The 20114-nt window shown below is 68.1% G+C and carries 11 protein-coding genes; 8 read left to right on the plus strand and 3 right to left on the minus strand.

Features of this window, described 5'->3' with window-relative positions:
* Window positions 1-38 precede the first annotated feature (38 nt).
* The gene (locus ACQPXM_RS03870) at window positions 39-1007 is read left to right on the plus strand and encodes a TIGR03885 family FMN-dependent LLM class oxidoreductase (protein WP_432944803.1); all 969 of its coding nucleotides are present in this window, start codon (window positions 39-41) and stop codon (window positions 1005-1007) included.
* On the plus strand, window positions 1004-2677 hold the full coding sequence (locus tag ACQPXM_RS03875; RefSeq protein WP_432944805.1) for an alpha-amylase family protein: 1674 nt from the start codon (window positions 1004-1006) through the stop codon (window positions 2675-2677). The genes ACQPXM_RS03870 and ACQPXM_RS03875 overlap by 4 nt, the downstream gene beginning before the upstream one ends.
* Before the next feature lie 57 nt (window positions 2678-2734).
* Here the strand turns inward: ACQPXM_RS03875 and ACQPXM_RS03880 are convergent, their stop codons facing one another.
* Window positions 2735-3667, minus strand: a complete 933-nt coding sequence (locus ACQPXM_RS03880) for a zinc metalloprotease (protein WP_432944807.1) — start codon at window positions 3665-3667, stop codon at window positions 2735-2737.
* A 223-nt stretch (window positions 3668-3890) separates the two neighbouring features.
* Between ACQPXM_RS03880 and ACQPXM_RS03885 the strand changes: the two genes are divergently transcribed.
* A complete protein-coding gene (locus ACQPXM_RS03885; RefSeq protein WP_432944809.1) occupies window positions 3891-5909 on the plus strand; it encodes a glycoside hydrolase domain-containing protein in 2019 nt (672 codons plus the stop codon).
* A gap of 18 nt (window positions 5910-5927) precedes the next feature.
* Here the strand turns inward: ACQPXM_RS03885 and ACQPXM_RS03890 are convergent, their stop codons facing one another.
* Window positions 5928-8084: a bifunctional polysaccharide deacetylase/glycosyltransferase family 2 protein gene (locus ACQPXM_RS03890; RefSeq protein ID WP_432944810.1), complete on the minus strand. Its 2157-nt coding sequence runs from the start codon at window positions 8082-8084 to the stop codon at window positions 5928-5930.
* 63 nt (window positions 8085-8147) lie between these two features.
* Between ACQPXM_RS03890 and ACQPXM_RS03895 the strand changes: the two genes are divergently transcribed.
* The 5 genes from ACQPXM_RS03895 to ACQPXM_RS03915 all read left to right on the plus strand — a co-directional run bounded on the left by ACQPXM_RS03895 (window position 8148) and on the right by ACQPXM_RS03915 (window position 19429).
* Window positions 8148-8387 carry a hypothetical protein gene (locus tag ACQPXM_RS03895; protein ID WP_432944812.1) on the plus strand — a complete coding sequence of 80 codons (240 nt, stop codon included), beginning with the start codon at window positions 8148-8150 and terminating at the stop codon, window positions 8385-8387.
* 542 nt (window positions 8388-8929) lie between these two features.
* Complete coding sequence (locus ACQPXM_RS03900) at window positions 8930-17593, plus strand: DNRLRE domain-containing protein (protein ID WP_432944814.1); 8664 nt, start codon at window positions 8930-8932, stop codon at window positions 17591-17593.
* Window positions 17593-17943, plus strand: a complete 351-nt coding sequence (locus tag ACQPXM_RS03905) for a hypothetical protein (RefSeq protein ID WP_432944816.1) — start codon at window positions 17593-17595, stop codon at window positions 17941-17943. Before ACQPXM_RS03900 ends, ACQPXM_RS03905 begins: the two co-directional genes overlap by 1 nt.
* Complete coding sequence (locus ACQPXM_RS03910; RefSeq protein WP_432944818.1) at window positions 17930-18481, plus strand: RNA 2'-phosphotransferase; 552 nt, start codon at window positions 17930-17932, stop codon at window positions 18479-18481. Before ACQPXM_RS03905 ends, ACQPXM_RS03910 begins: the two co-directional genes overlap by 14 nt.
* A gap of 732 nt (window positions 18482-19213) precedes the next feature.
* On the plus strand, window positions 19214-19429 hold the full coding sequence (locus ACQPXM_RS03915) for a hypothetical protein (RefSeq protein ID WP_432944820.1): 216 nt from the start codon (window positions 19214-19216) through the stop codon (window positions 19427-19429).
* 73 nt (window positions 19430-19502) lie between these two features.
* Here the strand turns inward: ACQPXM_RS03915 and ACQPXM_RS03920 are convergent, their stop codons facing one another.
* Window positions 19503-19991 (minus strand): hypothetical protein, encoded by a 489-nt coding sequence (locus tag ACQPXM_RS03920; protein ID WP_432944822.1) that lies wholly within the window; start codon window positions 19989-19991, stop codon window positions 19503-19505.
* Window positions 19992-20114: the final 123 nt, after the last annotated feature.

Genomic DNA, 20114 nt, shown 5'->3' on the forward strand with positions numbered 1-20114 from the left:
GGGTGTGGCGGCGCGGTGCGGCGGGCACGGAGACGGGTATGACTGTCTACGGCTTTCACGCCTCGCACGAACAGGTCCCGCCCGCCGACCTGCTGGACGCGGTGGTGCGGGCGGAACAAGCCGGCTTCACCGCGGCGATGTGTTCGGACCACTTCAGCCCGTGGAGCGCGCGGCAGGGCGAGTCGGGCTTCGCCTGGTCCTGGCTCGGCGCCGCGCTGCAGGCCACCGGGCTGAGCTTCGGTGTGGTCAACGCGCCCGGCCAGCGCTACCACCCGGCGATCATCGCGCAGGCGATCGGCACGCTCGGCTCGATGTACCCGGGCCGGTTCTGGGCCGCGCTCGGCACCGGTGAGGCCAGCAACGAGCACATCACCGGCGACCCCTGGCCCCGCAAGGAGCAGCGGACCGAGCGGCTGGAGCAGTCGGTCGACGTGATCCGCCGGCTGCTGCAGGGCGAAGAGGTCAGCCACGACGGCCTGGTCACCGTCGACCGGGCCCGGCTCTGGACCCGCCCGGAGGAACCACCCGCACTGCTCGGCGCGGCCGTGTCGGAAGCCACGGCCCGGTGGTGCGCCGGCTGGGCCGACGGCCTGATCACCGTCAACGCCGAGCACGACCACCTGCGCCGGATGATCACGGCGTACAAGGAGGCCGGTGGGCGCGGCAAGGTCTGCCTGCAGGTGCACCTGAGCTACGCCGCCACCGACGAGGAGGCGCTGGCGCTGGCGCACGACCAGTGGCGCTCCAACGTGTTCCCGCCACCGTTCTGCTGGGACGTCGACACGGCCGACTCGTTCGACCTGGCCGCCGAGCACGTCCCGCCGGAGGCGATGCACAAGACCGTGCACGTCTCCTCCGACCCGGGCCGGCACGCGGAGTGGCTGAACCAGTACGCCGGCCTCGGCTTCGACGCGATCTACCTGCACCACGTCGGCCGGGAGCAGTCCGAGTTCGTCGACGTGTTCGGCACCAAGGTGCTGCCGCAACTGGAGGTGACCCGCCCGTGAGGCTGACCGAGACCGCCGACATCTGGTGGAAGAACGCCGTCGTCTACTGCCTGGACATCGAGACCTTCTTCGACACCGACGGCGACGGCCGCGGCGACATCCGCGGCCTGTCGCAACGCATCGACCACCTGGCCGAGCTGGGCGTCACCTGCCTGTGGCTGATGCCGTTCTACCCGACGCCGGACCGCGACGACGGCTACGACATCACCGACTTCTACGGCGTCGACAAGCGGCTCGGCACGCACGGCGACCTGGTCGAGCTGATCACGCTGGCGCAGGACCGCGGGATGCGGGTGATCGCCGACCTGGTGGTCAACCACACCTCCGACCAGCACCCGTGGTTCCAGAGTGCCCGGGCCTCCCGCGAGTCGCCGTACCGGGACTGGTACGTGTGGCGCGACGAGCCGCCGGAGAACGCCGATCAGGGCATCGTGTTCCCCGACCAGGAGAACAGCCTGTGGCAGTACGACGAACAGGCCGGCCAGTACTACCTGCACCGGTTCTACAAGCACCAGCCGGACCTGGACATCACCAACCCGGAGGTCCGCGACGAGATCATCCGGGTGATCGGGTTCTGGTTGCGGCTGGGCATCTCCGGCTTCCGGGTGGACGCCGTACCGTTCCTGCTCGACACCGACGGTGCGCTGGACCCGGAGCACCTGCCGGACCCGCACGACTACCTGCGTGACCTGCGGGCCTTCCTGAGCCGGCGCAGCGGTCAGGCGGTGCTGCTCGGCGAGGTCAACCTGCCGTACAAGGAGACTCGTCAGTTCTTCGGTGACGAGGACGGCGACGAGCTGACCATGTGCTTCGACTTCATCGGCATGCAGAAGATGTACCTGTCGCTGGCGCGGCAGGACCCGGCCGAGCTGGTCAAGGCGCTGCGTGAGCGGCCCGCTCCGCCGGAGGAGGCGCAGTGGGGCACGTTCGTGCGCAACCACGACGAGCTGACGCTGGACAAGCTCACCGACGACGAGCGCAACGAGGTGTTCGCCGCCTTCGGCCCGGACGAGAACATGCAGCTGTACGGCCGCGGTCTGCGCCGGCGGCTGCCGCCGATGCTCGGCAACGACCAACGCCGGCTCAAGATGGTCTACAGCCTGCTCTTCTCGCTGCCGGGCACCCCGGTGCTCTTCTACGGCGAGGAGATCGGCATGGGCGAGAACCTGGACGCCGAGGGGCGCAACGCGGTCCGGACCACGATGCAGTGGACGGACGGGCCCACCGGCGGGTTCTCGACCGCGGACCCGGCCGACCTGGCCGGACTGGTCGTCCAGGGGGAGCTGTCGCCGGAACACGTCAACGTCGCGGCGCAGCGCAGGGACCCGGACTCGCTGCTGAACTGGATCAAGCTGCTGATCCAGCGCTACCGGGAGACGCCCGAGCTGTCATGGGGTGACTGCACGGTGCTGGACCACGAGTCGCCGTCGGTGTTCGCGCACCGCACGGAGTGCGAGGGCGGGACCGTCGTCACCGTGCACAACTTCGCCGACGAGCCGGCCACGGTCACGCTCGCGGTGGCCGGCAGCGGGGTCGGCGTACGGGCGGTGGATCTGTTGCAGTCGAACACCGCCGAGATCGCCGAGGACGGGACGGTTCAGCTGGAGCTGGAGCCTTACGGCTGCCGCTGGTTCCGCATCCTGCGGCCGGGGGACCGCTACATCCTCTGAGCTGAGCACGGCACCGGCCCCGCGCAGCTCGCGCGGGGCCGGTGTCAGCTGCGGCTGTCAGGCGCGGTACGCCGTCCACATGTTGCTGATCCGGGTGCTCTGGTCCGGGGAGAACTGGTTGTAGCAGGAGTCGTAGGAGTAGTCCATGTAGTTGTGGATCGGGTCCAGACCGGGCAGCGAGCAGGAGTCGCGGCCGGTCGGGCAGCCGTTGGTCGGGCTGCTCTGCGCCGGGGTGTCGGCCACCTCGTCGTTCGTGGTCGTGCAGCCGCCCTGGAAGGTGTGGTAGAGCCCGAACCAGTGGCCGGCCTCGTGGGTCGCGGTCTCACCGAGGTTGTAGTTGGGCTCCGAGCCGCCCGGCAGCGAGGTGTACTGCACGCGGATGCCGTCGATGCCCGGCTGCTTCTTGTAGTCCCACGGGAACGTGGCGATGCCCAGGTAGCCGAAGTCGACCAGCCAGATGTTCAGTGCGTTCGCGCCGCCCTTGCGGGTCTGCTTGCGGTAGGTGCTGCTCTGCTTGTCCTGGTGCCACTGGGTGTTGTTGTAGCGGAACGTGCCGGCCAGGTTGAAGGTGAAGCCGGTGTTCGCGGCGGCCGACGACTCACCACCGGCGAAGGTCTTGTTCAGTACGGCGATCTGCTGCGAGATCTGGGTGTCGGTGACGTCGCCGTTGCCGGCCGCGTCCCGCATCACATGGACGTAGACCGGGACCGTCGCCGCGGCGAGCGCGCCCTGCGGTACGCCGATGCCGCGCTCGGCCTTGGCCTTGAGCAGCTGGGCCGTGCGGGCCTCGATCTGGCGCTGCTCGGCCGGACTGACGTCGCGGGTGTCGGCGCCACGACCGCCCTTGGCCGCGGAGTCGGCCGGGGTGAAGCAGGGGTTGCTCAGGCCTTCGGCCGGCAGTTGCGCGGTCGCCTGGCCGCCGAGCGGGCTGAACGTGAGGGCTGTGCCGGCCAGCAGGACTGCCAGCACACGGGGACGAGTGATTCGCATCGCTGCGCTCCTCGGGAGTCGGGCCGCGAGGCGGGCGGCCGGGTGCCGGAATATTGCGCGTTTCCGCGCCGATCCGGAAGCGATCGGCTCCGGACGGTGGCCGGTCGAGGGAAAACCTTCGGAGTGTGAAGAGTCCTTGCAACAAGGAGAAATACTCACGTGCTGCCCCGCGCGAACTGGAATACTCACGCACGGCCGCTTCGGCACTGTGAGGAGATTTCGCGTGAGGTTCTGGAAAGTTGCTGTTCCCGTAGCGGTCATTGCGGCGGGCATCAGCCCGGCGTACGCCGTGAGTGACCAGGTGATCTCGTACCGTGGTTACGAGGTCACCGTGCCGGCCGACTGGCCGGTGGTCGACCTGTCGACCGATCCGACCGCCTGTGTGCGGCTCGACCGCCCGGCCGTGTATCTCGGCCGCAGCACCGCGCAGAGCGACTGCCCCGCGCATCTGGCCGGCCGCAGCCAGGGCCTGATCCTGGAGCCGCTGACCAAGACGGCGCGCTCCACCGACGGCGAGCTCCAGCGGGCCGTGCAGGACGCCGGCGTGCTCGCGACGGCGTACTACGCGCCGGGTGGGGCCGCGGCCGCGCAGGACGTGCTCGACACCGGGCGGGTCACCGCCAAGGCGACGCGGCTCGCCCAGCCGCGCGCTGCCGCCGCCGTCACGCCGTCCATTGTTGCTACCGGCAACCTTCAGGGCGGCTTCGCGTTCGACACCTGCACGGCGCCGAGCCAGGCCGCGATGGACGGGTGGCTGTACCCGAACTCCGGCTACAAGGCCGTCGGCATCTACATCAGCGGCGGGTTGCGCGCCTGCAACCAGCCGAACTTGACCCCGGCATGGGTCGCCGCCAATGCCGCCAAGGGCTGGCAGTTCCTGCTGATCGACGTCGGCATGCAGGCGCCCTGCACCAACTTCTCGAGCAAGATGTCGACGGATCCGGCGACCGCTCGGGCGCAGGGGCGGACCGCCGCGGCCAACGCCGTGGTCGCGGCGCAGGCGCTCGGGTTCGCCCAGCGCAGCGCGATCTACAGCGACGTCGAGAACTACGCCGCCAACTGGACGACCGCCTGCAAGGCGTCGGTCCTGTCGTACCTGAGCGGCTGGACGCTGGAGCTGAACACCCGCGGCTACGTCGGCGGCACCTACGTCGGCGCGGCGTCGGGCGGCGTCGACCTGTCCGCCGAGTACAACAACCCGGCGTACACGCGGCCGGACAACCTCTGGTTCGCCCGGTGGAACAACGTCACCAACACCACCGACGACAAGTACATCCCGGCCTCGCTGTGGACCAACCGCCAGCGCGTGCACCAGTACGCGGGCCCGCACGACGAGACGCACGGCGGCGTCAAGATCAGCGTCGACAGCAACGCGGTGAACCTGACCGCGCCGCCCGCACCGGTGACCGGCTTCGACGCCACCGGTGCCTACTCCACGGCGAGCCTGAAGTGGACGGTCCCGGCCGGCAACCAGGTCATCGTGCGCCGCAACACCGGCACGACCCCGCCGCCGCTGCCGAACGTCGGTACTGCGGTCTACACCGGCACCGCGAGTTCCACCACGGCGACCGGTCTGGCCAACGCGACCAGCTACGCGTTCCGCGCGTGGGTGAAGGACAGCACCGGCAAGATCGGTCCGGGCGTCGACACCGTGCTGATCGGCACCGGCGCCACCGTCGCGGCGAGCGCTCCGGCGATCAGCTACGGCGGCTCGGTCTCGCTCTACACCCGCGCCACCCGCAAGGACACCGGCGCGTCACTCGTCGGCGTACCGCTGTCGCTGTACGCGCGGGCGAAGAACAGCTCCACCTGGCGCGAGGTCGCCCGGGTCACCTCCGACGGCACCGGCCAGGCGTCGTCGGTGCAGAAGCCGACGGTCTCCACGGTCTACGCGTGGGGCTACAACGGCTCGCCGGACCTGCTCGGCTCCCGCAGCGGCAACGCCACGATCGAGGTGAAGCCGACCATCACGATCAACCTGGCCGCGTCGATCAAGCTCGGCACGACCACCCCGGTCTACGGCTACCTGCGCCCGCAGCACCCCGGCACGACGGTGTACCTGCAGCGCCTGACCGGTACGAGCTGGCCGACGGTCACCACGACCAAGCTGAACACCACCGGCAACTACGGCTTCAACATCAAGCCGACGGCCCGCGGTACGTCGTACTACCGGGTGGTGTGGCTGGCTGACGCCGACCACGCGACCACGGTCAGTGCGACCAAGGCAGTGACGGTCAGCTGATGGCCCTGGACGACCTGGTCAGCGCGCTGCGCCGGCCAGGTCGTCCGCTGGTCCGGGTGGAGTGCTGAGGCTTCCGTAGCGCTCCATCCGCTGCCAGCGCAGCCGGTGGCCGGCCAGTGCGGTGAAGACCGACTGGATGACCACCAGGTACATGAGCTGGCGGTAGACGAACTGCTGCAGCGGCAGGCTCCACAGCGGTCCAGGGCGCTCGGTGTCGAGCCGGAACGCGTACAAGCCCATCGCCAGCTGCAAAGCGACGAAGCCCGCCCAGACGCCGAGCACACGCCACGGGTTGAGGAACACCAGTCCGTACAGGGCGAACACGTCGACCACCGGTGCGAGCAGCGGCAACAGCACCTGGAACAGCAACAGGTACGTCAGCCCACGCCGGCCCAGCTTGCCCGACTGACCGCCTTGCACCCAGGCGCCGCGGTGCTTCCACATCGCCTGCAGCGTCCCGTAGCACCAGCGGTAGCGCTGCCGCCAGAGCGCACCGAGTGAAGCCGGCGCCTCGGTCCACGCGACGGCCCGCTCCTCGTAGACCACCCGCCAGCCGTCCCGGCACAACGCCATCGTGAGGTCGGTGTCCTCGGCCAGCGTCACGTCGCTCAGCCCGCCGATCCGCTGCAGCGCGCTGCGCCGGAACGCGCCGACGGCGCCCGGCACCGTCGGCATGCACTCGGCCAGGTCGAACAGCCGCCGGTCGAGGTTGAAGCCCACGACGTACTCGATGTGCTGCCAGCGACCGAGCAGACCACGGCGGTTGCCCACCTTGGCGTTGCCCGACACCGCGCCGACGGCCGGGTCGGCGAACGGCTGGACCAGCCAGCGCACCGCGTCCGGCTCGAACACGGTGTCACCGTCGACCATCACGACGAGCTCGTACGACGCGGCCAGCAGGCCGGTGTTGAGCGCGGCCGGTTTGCCCGCGTTGCGCTGCCGGATCACCCGTACGCCGGGCAGTCGCAACGACTCGACCAGGTCGGCCGTGCCGTCGGTCGAGCCGTCGTCGACCACGATCACCTCGACCGGATGGTCCGAGGCGACCAGCGAACGCACCGCCGCCTCGATCCCGGCCGACTCGTTGTACGCGGGGACGATCACCGTCACCGGCTCGGTCACCGGCGTACCGTCGCCCCAGGTCCAGAAGCGCTCGCGCGCGTGCCGCTTGGCCGCGATGACGGTGGTCAGGGCGCGCAGCACGCTCAGCGCGCCCGCGGCGTACAGGAGCCAGGTGATGACGGCCAGCGCGCCGTCGCTGAGCCTGATCGCGGTGATCACCGCATGGCCTCGGAGCCGGTCGGCCGTGGAGGCCTTGTGCACCGGTGCCGGGAGAGCGACCGCGTCGCTGACGGTGGCGAACCGGAAGCCGCGCGCCTTGGCCGCCGGGACGAGTTTGCTCAGCGCGGCAAGGGTTTGGGTGCGGTCGCCGCCGGAGTCGTGCATCAGCAGGATCTGCCCGGCCGTGCCCTTCGGGGTCGAGTTGGCGACGATCGCGGCGACGCCCGGGCGCCGCCAGTCCTCACTGTCCAGCGTGCTGAGCACCGTGAGGTAGCCGGCCTGGCGGGTCGCGCGGATCGCGGCCCACTCGGCGTCGGTGATCGCCGAGGCCTCCGACGAGTACGGCGGCCGCAGCAGCGGCGTACTGATGCCGGCGGCGCCGGCCAGGATCAGTTCGGTCTGGCGCAGCTCGAGCGACCGGCGCCAGCGGGACGTGGTGGCGAGGTCGGCGTGGGTGAGCGTGTGCACGCCGATTTGGTGGCCCTCGGCAACTATGCGGCGGGTGAGGTCGGGATGCTCGGCGACCTGGGTGCCGACGACAAAAAACGTCGCCTTGACGTCGAGGCGACGCAGCAGGTCGAGCACCTGTGGGGTCCACTTCGGATCGGGCCCGTCGTCGAAGGTGAGCGCGATCGTCCTGGCCTTCGGCCGGACCGACCGCTCACCGGCCGGCGCGGCGTCGATCACCGGCCCGCCCGCGGTGATGGCGGCCGGCACGGTCGAGTGGCCACCGGTGGCCTGGCGTTCGCCGTCCGGGGCGTGGCCGAAGAGGTGATTGGTGTAGCCGTGCAGGGCGAGTGCTCCGGTGAGACAGATCAGGAGCAGGGTCAGCACCATCCAGTGCGTACGCAGCGGCAACTGCCGCGCCCGCCGGGGCGGAGGCCGGCGGCTCACGGCTTGGACGGCGACTTCGTCCGGCCGGGCGGCTCTGTCGGTCTACCGTGCCGAGGGGTGCCGGTGGGCGTCACCGCCGGCTTGGTCGGCGTCGGCGTACTGGCGGGGGTGGGCGTCGGCTTGGCGGCCGGAGTGGGGGTCGGCTCCGCGGTCGGCGAGGACGACGGTTCGGTCCGCACCGCGACCGGCGTCACGTCGTCCGCCGGCTTGGCCGACTCCGACGTCTCGGACTCCGGCCGGTCGTCGTCCGCGGGCGTCTCCCGGGAACTCGGCACCGGCGTCGGTGTCACCTTCGGCCGATGATCCGACTGCGGCCTGGCATCCCCCGGCAACGGCACGAACTGCAAGTCGGGCCGAGGCCCGCCCAGCAAGCTGCTGCCCAGCAACACCAAGTACACAACGGCCGGCACAGCAAGCCCCACCCCCGCGATCCGGACCCTGCGATGCCGGCGCCCGGAAGAATCCACGAATACCGGCACACCCACAGAAGACGGCTTCACAAGCGCGGGATCCTACCCCCGTTCCACCCCCGCGTGGCTACTGTCACGAACAGTGAGAACGACGGCACTTTCCGGTCGTCGCAGGTGGTCCAGAAGCTACTGACGAGTGTCTTTTCGGCGCGGCTCTGCATCGATGGAACAACCGGACGCGCGCGATCGGAAATCAGGTCCGCGGTGTTACAGAGCTGCAGGTAGTGACATGACCGCCTGGTAACGATGGCGCACCCGGTGTGACGGCTGCCATCATCCTCGGCGCTCGGCCCGTCCCGCCGAGTTCCCTCCCCGCCCGAGGCTCGGTGACTCACCGTGAGGCGCCTCGGGAAGCTCGAAGGAGCCCGCCCCGTCATGTCGCGCATCCGTCGTCTTGTCGTGCCCCTTTCGGTCTCCGTCGCCCTGCTGGCGTCGACCCTGCAGGTCCAGGCGTTCGCCCGGCCTGCCCAGGCCGCGGTCGCCGCCGAGCTCCAGGGCTGGCGCAGCCAGTCCGGCCAGCCCGAGCCTGAGCTCAACGCCGTACTGCCCGAGGGCGTGGCGCAGGCCGAGAAGCCGCCGGCGACCGTCAAGCGCGACGGCCGCCGGGTGAAGGAGCTCGTCGCCCGCAGGAGCGCCAACGGCAAGCTGTTCCAGCTGGCCGACGGCCGGACCCAGGCCGAGCTGTCCAGCGAACCCGTGCACTTCCGGGCCGCGAACGGCAGCTTGGAGGAGATCGACACCACGGTGAAGGCCAGCCGAGCGGCCGGCTTCGCGTTCGCGAACGAGACCAACAGTTTCCGCAGCTACTTCGGCAAGCAGGCCGACCAGCTGGTGCGGTTCGACCTGGAGGGGCACGGCCTCACGCTCGGCGCGACGGGTACGGCGGCGCCGGCTCCGTCCGTGGCCGGGGACACCGTCACGTATCCCGACCTCTTCGGCGACGCCGACCTCGTCTACCAGGTGGGGCCGGACCAGCTGAAGGAAAGCATCGTGCTGGAGTCGGCGCCCGCCGACCCGACGTACACGTTCAGCCTCAAGCTGGCCGGGGTGCAGGCGAAGCCGCAGGAGGACGGGTCGATCGCGTTCTACCGGCAGAGCGGCGTCGGTGGGCCGTTGTTCCGGATGCCGCGGCCGTACATGACCGACGCCCGCGACGACGCGGCGTCGCCGTACGGCAAGGCGTTCAGCGACAAGGTGACCCAGACGGTCACCCAGCGCGGAGCGACCATCGACATCACCGTCCGGGCCGACGCCGAGTGGCTGAAGAGCACCGACCGGCAGTACCCGGTGGTGATCGACCCGACGATCGCGATCGAGCCGGCGCCTGACCAGGCCCAGGACGCGATGGTCGACTCGGGCGCGGCGACCACCAACTACGGCGGCATCACCGGCCTGTACGCCGGGACGACCGGCTCGGCCAAGCGCCGCAGCCTGCTCAAGTTCGACCTGTCCAAGGTCCCGGCCGGGACCCAGATCGACGCGGCGCAGCTCAAGCTGTACTTCGACCAGACCTTCGAGACCAACGCCAACGCGGTCCAGCTCGAGGCTCGCCAGGCGACCTCGGCCTGGTCGGAGACGACGGTGAACTGGAACTCGTCGGCCAACACCACGCTCGGCAGCGTCGGGTACAACATGTCGTACATCGACGACAGCCACACCGGCAGCACGTCGATGGTCGGCGCCTGGCTTCCGGGTACGGCCGCGATCGCCGACGGCGGCGGCTACAAGTACCAGAACGACGCCGCCACCGGTTCGTCGTTCAGCTGGTACCCGGACATCACCGAGACGGGCAACTACGAGGTCTCGGCCGGGTACATCCAGGGCGCCGACCGGGCCACCAACACGCCGTACTCGGTGGTGCACGGCAGCGGTACCACGGCGTACCTGGTGAACCAGACGCTGGGCACCGGCAACGTGATCAAGCCGCTCGCCACCTTGCCGTTCACCGCCGGCGGCACCTACCGGGCCTCGATGGGCGACGTCGCGGGCAAGGTGACGACCGCGGACACGATGCGGTTCATCAAGCGGGCCTACGACACCAAGGAGGCCGGCGAGAGCAGCACCTGGCACACGTTCAGCGTGCGGTCGATGGTGCAGTCGTGGCTGAACGGAACCGCGAACCACGGCATCGTGGTCAAGGCGACCGACGAGACGCTCGGCCGCGGCGGACCGGTCTACCAGGCCAGTGAGTACGCCTACAACGGCTCCGACCTGCACCGGCACGCGAACCGGCCGAAGCTGGTCCTGACCTACGGCCGCCCCGGCGTCACTCTGGCTCCGCCGGCGACGATCGCGGCGACCGGCGCCACGCTGAGCTGGAGCGCGTACGCCGACCCGAGCACCAGCACCGCGGACGATCTGGTCGAGTACCAGGTGCACCGCAGCGTCCAGCAGAACTTCGTCCCGACCGCCGACACGCTGGTCGCTCCGGTCGCGCCGGGCGCGACGACCTACACCGACACGAGCGCCGAGCCGACTCCGGCCAGCGACACGTCCGACGAGGGCGACGGCTACTACTACATGGTCGCGGTCAAGACGAAGGACGGCGGGCTGACCGCCTCGGCGACCCAGCTGGCCCGGCTGCCCAAGGCCGGACAGGTGGTCAAGTACTTCCAGAACGCCGCCGACTCCACGCTGTCGAGCACGTTGTCCGCGACCAACCTGGACAAGGTCGAGGGCAAGGCCTGGCTCGAGGTCGGCAACAACACCACCTACGGCAAGACCCGCGCAGTGGTGAACTTCGGGACGGTCGCCTCCGCCATTCCGGCCGGGTCCACGATTCTCGACGCCAAGCTGGGCCTGTGGAAGGCGCACTACGAGGGCACCGGCGCCCAGCTCAACGCGCACGCCTTGAGCAAGACCATCGTCGAGGCGACGACGACCTGGCAGCGGGCGAGCACGGCCACCGCCTGGACCACGCCGGGCGGTGACTTCGGCGCGTCGCTCGACTACGTGCCGGCCGGCAACATGGGACCGGACCCGACCTGGCACTGGTGGCAGGCGAAGACCGCGGTACAGAGCTGGGTGAACTCGCCAGGCACCGAGAGCGGCTTCCTGGTGAAGCAGGCCACCGAGACCACCTCCGGGCACGCGCTGTTCCTCAGCGCCGAGGCGGCCGAGCCGCTGCTGCGCCCGATGCTCAAGGTGACGTACCTGGCCAAGACGCCCGAGTCGGCGTACCACGCGCCGAAAACTCCGCAGCGCCAGGAGCCGGCGGCGACGTACCCGGTCGACGTGACGGTCACCAACACGCAGGCCTTCGCGCTCAAGTCGTCGGACTACGCCCTGTCGTACCACTGGGCCCTGCCCGACGGGACCGAGGTGACGTCGGCGGCCAACCGGCTCGACACCGCGCTGCCGGCCGACCTCGCCCCGGGTGCGGCGGTCAAGGTGAGCGCGCAGGTGAAGAGCCCGGTCGCGGCCGACCCCAGCAACAAGCGCGAGGACTTCGTCCTGCAGTGGGACCTGCGCAACAAGCTGACCGGAGCCTGGCTGTCGAAGACGACCGGTGGCGTCGGGGCGCTCGCCCAGAACGCCGCCGTCGAGGACCCGACCTCTGACCAGCTGGGGCTGGAGAAGTTCTACCAGTACGCCGGGAAGAACACCGGCTCCGGCTCGTCGGCGATGGTGAACCTGGCCACCGGCAACGTTGCCTTCGGCTACAACGCGTTGACCAACCCGAGCCGCGGCGCGTCGACGTTCGTCCGGATGACCTACAACAGCCTGGACACCTCCGCCTCGTCGATGGGCTACGGCTGGTCGCTGTCGACCTCGACGCTGAACCGGCTCGGTTCGGCGCTCGACTTCCACCCGCGCGGTCAGCGGTGGCCGACCGACATCACGCTGACCGACGGGGACGGCACCAGTCACACGTTCGCGCTGAACAAGCACGGCACGACCGACGAGACCAAGTGGGACTACGACCACCCCAAGGGTGTGCACCTGTACCTGCAGAAGGTCGCCGATCCGCCGGACAACAAGACCTCGGTGAACCGCGCGTGGATGCTGACCCGGCCGGACCGGACCCAGTTCTTCTTCGACGACCAGGGCTTCCAGTCGGTGATCCGGGACAAGAACGGCAACGAGATGCTGTTCACCTACTCCGAGCGCAAGAGCGCCAACAAGCCGGTCAAGTTCCTGGACTACATCACCGACGCGGCCGGTCGCCGGACGCTGAGCCTGGACTACTTCGAGAAGGGGCAGTCCTACAGCTACATCAACGACGCCGGGGTCAAGACCGCGGCGACCAACCTGACCAACCCGAAGATCATCGACCAGGTCGAGTCGATCACCGACATCTCCGGCCGGAAGGTGACGTTCACCTACTCCGACAAGGGCCTGATGGCGGAGATGGTCGACGGTGCCGGCGCGGCCGGGGCGAAGACCTTCACGTTCGTCTACGACGCCACCAACACCAACAAGAACACCAAGCTGGTCCGGATCACCGATCCGCGTGGCAAGTCGACGAACCTGTCGTACTTCACGGCGACCACCGATCCCAAGGACAAGTGGAAGCTCGAGAAGCTGACCGACCGGCTCGGCAAGACGACGACCTTCGGCTACGTCCCGGGCACCGGCACGGTCGAGACGACCGTCACCGACGCGACGCCGCGGGCCACGAAGTACGTGACCGACAGCTTCGGCCGCCCGGTGCAGACCACCAACGCCAAGAACGAGATCACCAAGCTGGGCTGGGACACCGACCACAACGTCACCCGGCTGGAAGAGCCCAACGGTGCTGTCAGCACCTGGACCTACGATCCCAAGACCGGCTTCCCGCTGACCATCAAGGATGCCGAAGCGAACGCCAACAGCACTCCCGCGACCGTGCTGAGCTACAACGTCAGCGCGAACGGGTTCTACGGTGAGATCAGCCGCAAGGTCAGCCCGGAGGGCCGCACCTGGACCTTCGGCTACGACCCGCTCGGCAACCTCACGTCGGTGACCGACCCGAAGGGCAACGCCACCGCGACGGCCGGCGACTACACGACCAAGTACAGCTACGACGCGTTGGGGCAGCTCAAGACCTCGACCGACGCGAACAACAACACGACGACGTACCCGGCGTACCACGACACCGGCTACCCGACGAGGATCACCGACGCGCTGAGCAAGTCGACCGACTTCGGCTACGACGTGCGGGGCAACGTGCTGACCGTCACCGACGCGAAGGCGAAGACGAGCACCTACACCTACGACGTGTTCGGCCGCCCGCTGACCAGCAAGGTGCCGAAGGACCAGGGCGCAAACCTCTTCGTCACGACGCCGGCGCCGGTGTACGACGGTAACGACAACGTCACGCAGTCGACCGCTCCCAACGGCGCCGTGTCCGTCAACGTTTACGACGACGCCGACCAGCTGATCTCCTCGAAAGCGCCGAAGGACGTCGCGACCGATCCCGACCGGGAGACGAAGTACGAGTACGACGTGGTCGGCAACCTCTCCCGGCAGATCGAGCCGAAGGGTGTGCTGACCCCGGACCCGGCGGACTTCGTCACGTCGTACGCCTATGACGCGGTCTACCAGCTGCTGTCGGTCACCAACGCGCAGAACGACAAGATCAGCTACGAGTACGACAACGTCGGCAACGTCGTGACCGTGGTGGACCCGCGCAAGGCGAAGTCGGCCGATCCGGCGGACTACACCTCGAAGACCACGTACGACAAGGCGCACCGGCCGAAGACCGCGACCGACGCCGCCGGGAAGACCACCACGCAGGACTACGACCGCGACGGCAACGTGATCGCCTCGACGGATGCCGATGGCAACAAGACGCTGATCACCCTGGACGAGCGCGGCAAGACCGTGCAGGTCAAGGTCCCGCACAGCAAGGACGGCGCCGGCAACCCGGTCTACCGGACCACGCAGGTCGAGTACGACCAGGTCGGCAACCAGACCAAGGTGATCAGCCCGCGCGGCGTCGAGACCGCCGACGACCCCGACGACTTCGCCCAGGTCACCGTGTACGACGCGCTGAACCGGCCGAAAGAGAAGGTCGCGCCGTACGACAAGGACGACGCGCGCTACAACACGCCGGACAAGACCGTGATGACGTACGACGAGATCGGCAACGTGACGAAGGTCAGCGCGCCGGCCTCGGAGGGCCAGACGGTCCGCAACGACACGTCGTACTCGTACTTCGACAACGGCTGGGTCAAGTCGAGCACGGACCCGTGGGACATCGCGGCGACGTACGGCTACAACGATCTCGGCCAGCAGACCGCGCGGACGCTGACGAGTGCGGGTGGGTCGTCGTCGCGGACGATGACGTGGGACTTCTTCCCGGACGGGAAGCTGAAGTCGCGCAGTGACGACGGCGTCCCGGTCGGACTGCACGTGTCGCTGGTGGACAACTCCGACACGGGTGATGTCTCAGTGGCGGGGACCTGGCCCGTGTCGGCTACCGGCACCGGCTACCAGGGCACCAACTACCGCACGCACGCGGCGGCTACTGGGAGCACGGACAAGCACACCTGGAATCTGAACGTGCCGGCGGACGGCAAGTACACCGTCTACGTCCGGTACCCGTCGGTGGCCGGCGCGTCGACCGCGGCGCCGTACGCGGTGAGCACGGGTGCGGCCGGTTCCACGCCGGTTGCGAAGCCGGTCAACCAGACTGTGGGTGCCGGCACCTGGGTCAGCCTCGGCGAGTTCACGTTCGCGGAGGCCACGACCGGCTCGGTGACGCTGACTCCCGCCGCCACTGGCACCGTCGCCGCCGACGCGGTGAAGGTCGTGCGCGACAACACCGGCGAAGCGGACACGGAGAAGAAGGACTTCACCTACCGCTACGACACCAACGGCAACCTGCTGCAGATCACCGACACCCAGCCCGGCGCCAAGGTCAGCGACTACGTCGTCGGCTACAACGGCCTCAACCAGGTCGCGAAGGTCGAGGAGAAGAAGGGCACCACGCTCCTCAAGACCACGACGTACACCTACAACGAGAACGGCGCGCCCGTCACCCGCACCTTCGACGACGCGGCCGACAAGGACGACCAGTACTCGGCGTACACGTACGACGTACGGGACCTGGTCGAACAGGTCAAGAACGGCAAGACCGCCGCCGACCCGTCACCGAAGACCGCGGCGTACACCTACACCGCCCGCGGCGAGACCGACGTGGAGACCAAGGCCAACGGCAACACCGTCGACTTCGACTACTACCTCGACGGCCTGGTCGCCTCCCAGATCGAGAAGAAGTCCAACGGCACGCTGGTCTCACAACACGCGATGGAGTACTCCGCCAACGGCGACCGGGTGAAGGACACCGCCAAGGTCCAGAACGCCGACAACCACGCGGCGTACTTGGAGAACGTGTTCGCGTACACCTTCGACCCGCTCGACCGGGTCGCGAAGGTGGAGAAGAAGGACGCTAGCGGCTCGACCGTGCAGTCAACGGAGACATACACGCATGATGCCGCGGGCAACGTGGTCTCCCAGGTGGTCAAGAACGCCGCGACGACGTACACCTACGACCGCAACCGGCTGCTGACCGCTACCAGCGATGGCACCGCGGCGTCGTACACCTACGACCCGTTCGGCCGGCTGTCGCAAGTTTCCTCGGCCGGCAAGGTGATCGAGCGCAACACCTACGACGGCTACGACCGCATCATCAAGCACCGCAAACTGCAGGACGACGGCACCACCAAGACGACCGACACGTCGTACGACGCTCTCGACCGCACCAGCTCCAAGGTCGAAGGCGCGAAGACCACCAACTTCAACTACCTCGGTCTGTCGGGCGAGGTGCTGTCCGAAGAGGTCGCGGGCAAGGTCACCGAGTCCTACCAGTACTCGCCCTGGGGCTCCCGTCTGTCCCAGATCAAGTTCAAGGCCGACGGCACCACGGAAGACTCGTACTACGGCTACAACCCGCACTCCGACGTGGAGACGCTGACCACGGAGGGCGGCGACACCCGCTCCACGTACGGCTACACCGCGTACGGCAAGGACGATGAGGACCGCTTCACCGGCGTGGACAAGCCCGACGCCCAGAACCCGGGCAAGGAGCCGTACAACGTCTACCGCTACAACGGAAAGCGCTGGGACCAGTCCTCGGAGTCCTACGACATGGGCTTCCGCGACTACTCCCCGGGCCTGAACCGCTTCCTCACCAGGGACGCCTACAACGGCGCCCTGGGCGACCTCAACCTCTCCACCGACCCCTGGAACGCCAACCGCTACGCCTTCGCCGGCGGCAACCCGATCAGCCGCGTGGAAATCGACGGGCACTACGCCATCGACGACGACGGCGACCGCTTCGAACCCCGCGAGACACCGACGATCACATCATCGAGCACGACCGCCTCGACCGGTGGCACCACCCGGGTTCCGAACAATGTTGGTCAAGAGATCAATCAATCGATGGGCCTTCCGGCAGGAGCGGACCCACGGCAACAGGCAATCCGAATGGCCCAGATGGGCATCAACCCAACCATCGCCGGATTCAAGCTCGGAGCCGAAGAGGCCGACAGAGCCGGCGTGGACGAAGCCATCGAACTGTTCGCTGACGTCTCAGGTACGACGGATGCCGCAGACTGTGGCTTCGAGCATGACGCCACGTCCTGCGGCATGGCCGGACTGATGCTCTTCCCGTTCGGCAAGCTCGGAAAGCTCGCCAAGGCCCTCGTCGCGCTCAAATACGCGGACGGAGCCGCAACGTCGATCGGCTCCAATGCGGTTCGGTTCAGTCAGAACAAGGCCGGTGCGGGGGTTGCGGAGATCGCAGACAGCATGCGCGCCAATGGCTGGGTGGGTGACCCGATCGATGTCGTGAAGATGGGCGACGGGGGTCTCACCTCACTCGACAACCGACGCCTGCTGGCGGCGAAGATGGCCGGTATCGACGTGAAGGCCATGGTCCACGGTTTCGACGACTTGATCCCCGCTGATCAGGCTGGCCGCTTTGTGTCGCGCAAGGGAGTTGTGCCGACCACGTGGGGCGAGGCGATCACGAACCGGATTGGCAATCAGAGCGCGGGCTATCGTAACGCGTGGCCGAACGGCTCGCCCTGGACCGGATATGGAGGGAACTGATGGCTAGTTTGCTGACCCCGGCTGACCTGCCCGACGGCTTCGAGTACCCCCCGCAATTCATTCGGGTCGTGGAGCTCGGGCTGACTGACCTGGAGCCGTGGCGGATCATCGAAGGCGAAGAACTTGCCCTGCTGCTTGATGGTCTGGGCAAGCGTTACCCGAGACGGACGCTGGTGCCGTTTGCTCGCCGGATCGACGACGACGACGTCGCGTGCTGGGACATCGATCGATCCTCCCGGGTGTCGATCATCCACGATTTCGCGTCACCGGGCTGGGAACAGCAGGCAGAGTTCGACGACTTCTATACGTGGCTCCGTCAGGCGGTGGAGGACCTGATTGAGTACGACTGAGGCTGATCTGAGCCGGCTGGTGTCGCACGCCTTACGGCACCAGCCCTGGCTGTACGAGCTGGAGTTGGACGACGAGGGCTGGGTGCAGATCGACCAACTCGTGGAGGCCATCTGTGAGCAGGGTGGTGAATGGGCGTCGGTCGATCGGGCAGCCCTGGAGAAGATGTATGCGACCGCGACGAAGCATCGCCATGAGATTGACGGCGATCGCATCCGAGCGATCTATGGCCACTCGATTCCGGGGCGTATCTATCGGCGCCGTGCTGTCCCGCCCAGCCGCTTGTTCCACGGGACGGCGCCGGAGTCTTGGGCCGTCATCAGGTCTGAGGGTGTGATCCCGATGGGCCGACAGTTTGTGCACCTTTCGGCTGATCGTGAGACAGCCGAACTGGTCGCTCGCCGCAAGAGCGCTGGTCCGGTCGTGCTGAGTGTGGATTCGGCGGCCGCGTCGGCAGCGGGAATCTCGTTTTACGAAGGCAATGAGGTCGTGTGGCTCGCTGATCAGGTGCCGGCGCAGTTCCTTGCCGTTGTCGACTGATCAACTGGCGTTGCGGGGCCCAATGCTCGCATATGTGTGATGGCGAGCAGGTTGTCGAGGAGGTGGAGCAGTGCCTGCTGCTCGGTGTACGAGAGGTGTTCGAGGTCGCCGAGGCGCTGGACCAAGGCTCGCGGCGTCACGGTGGTCATGATGCCGCCGGGACCGGTTGACGGTGTAACGCATGCCTGTACGCGGCAATGTCACGCGCTGGGAAATTGCGAGCATTCCCGGCCGTGCGAATCGGCTACGGACGGGTCTCCACTCGCTGCGCCGGCTGCCGATCGCCTGGGTCTCACAACGCGGGCTTCCTCGAGTCGGAGGATCGGATCTACTCCCGGTCGAGGGGTCCGTGGTGGTGCGGGTTTCCTGTACGTACGCGGATGCGGTCGCGACGGTCGAGTACGACGATCTGGTCCGCCTTGCCACCGATGTCCTGGTTGACCTGCTGCGCGAGCTCGACTCGAAGTAACCCAGGCTTCGGGAGAATTAAGCCTTCACAGACAGTTGAGCGATCTGGGACTGGCTTGAAGCATTGCTTCACCCTGGTCTGAGCCGTGGGTGTCGTTGACTGTGGAATTGGTGTGTTGAAAATGAATCGTGTGACGGATCTGCCTGCGTTGCTGATCGGCTGGTTTCCGGAGGGCGGGAGGAGCTTGCGCGGATCCGTCGGGAGTAGTGGGATACTCCGGGCATCGCGGCGTACGCGTGCGTGTCTGAGGCGTTTGGTGGACGGTGTTCGAGCCTGCGTCGCGGTCGGCCGATGCGGCGACTATTGAGAAGTGTTTTGAGGCGCTGAAGCAGATGCTGGCGTGTCCGGATGCGAACGTTCGGGATGCGGCCGGTATCCGGGTCACGCCCTGGCTGCTCAATCCGGCCTGCACGGATGTCGTGCGTAGATTCGCCAGGCCTGTCACGCTGATGGACTTGCGGCGGGCGGCCGGGCCGTGAGCTGGCTCGAGGCGGCGCTGCATCTTCTGCGGCTACGACGGAGCGCTGCCCCGAGTGAGGTCGCGGAGTGCGGTCAGGTGATCGGGGAGATGCCTGTTGCTTGTAGCAACAAGGTGAAGAGGTGTTCGGGGCCGGTTGCGGCGGGATCGAGGGCCTGGGTGACCAAGGACTGGTCGGCGGGGAGGGCGGCTGAGGTGGCCCACTCGGCGAAGGACGACGTTGCCACAGCACCGCTGATGCCGTCGTCGGGCATGTCGTAGGAGTCGATGGCGGTGGACTTGGCCAGGGTCGCCGACCATGTGGCGCCGGAAGGGGTCGCGGCGGCTACCGGGCCGCAGTCGCTGTCGAGGATGAGGGCGGCCAGGACGGGGTGGCCGGTCGCGGCTGCGAGTTGCTGGGCGCCGATGACTGGGTTGTCGTTGGCGCCGGCGACCCAGGCCTGTTGCCAGCCGTTCGCGAGAGGTTTCACCTCGACGTACTCCTCGCCGAAGGTGGCGAGTTCGGGGAGTGTGTCCAGTGGTTCGTCGCTCTTGGCCGCGACGAGGTAGCCCCAGTAGCCCATCGGGCGAACCTACACCCGGGTCCGGGTTGCTCAGAACAAAAGGCCGGATGAGGTATTGCCACGCTGCGTGTTCGCCTCTACCTTTCTAGTTGCGGCTGGGGGGTCGCCCACTGCGCACCTAGG

Origin of the sequence: Kribbella sp. CA-253562, from assembly GCF_050942265.1 — a bacterium.
Classification (GTDB): Bacteria; Actinomycetota; Actinomycetes; order Propionibacteriales; family Kribbellaceae; genus Kribbella.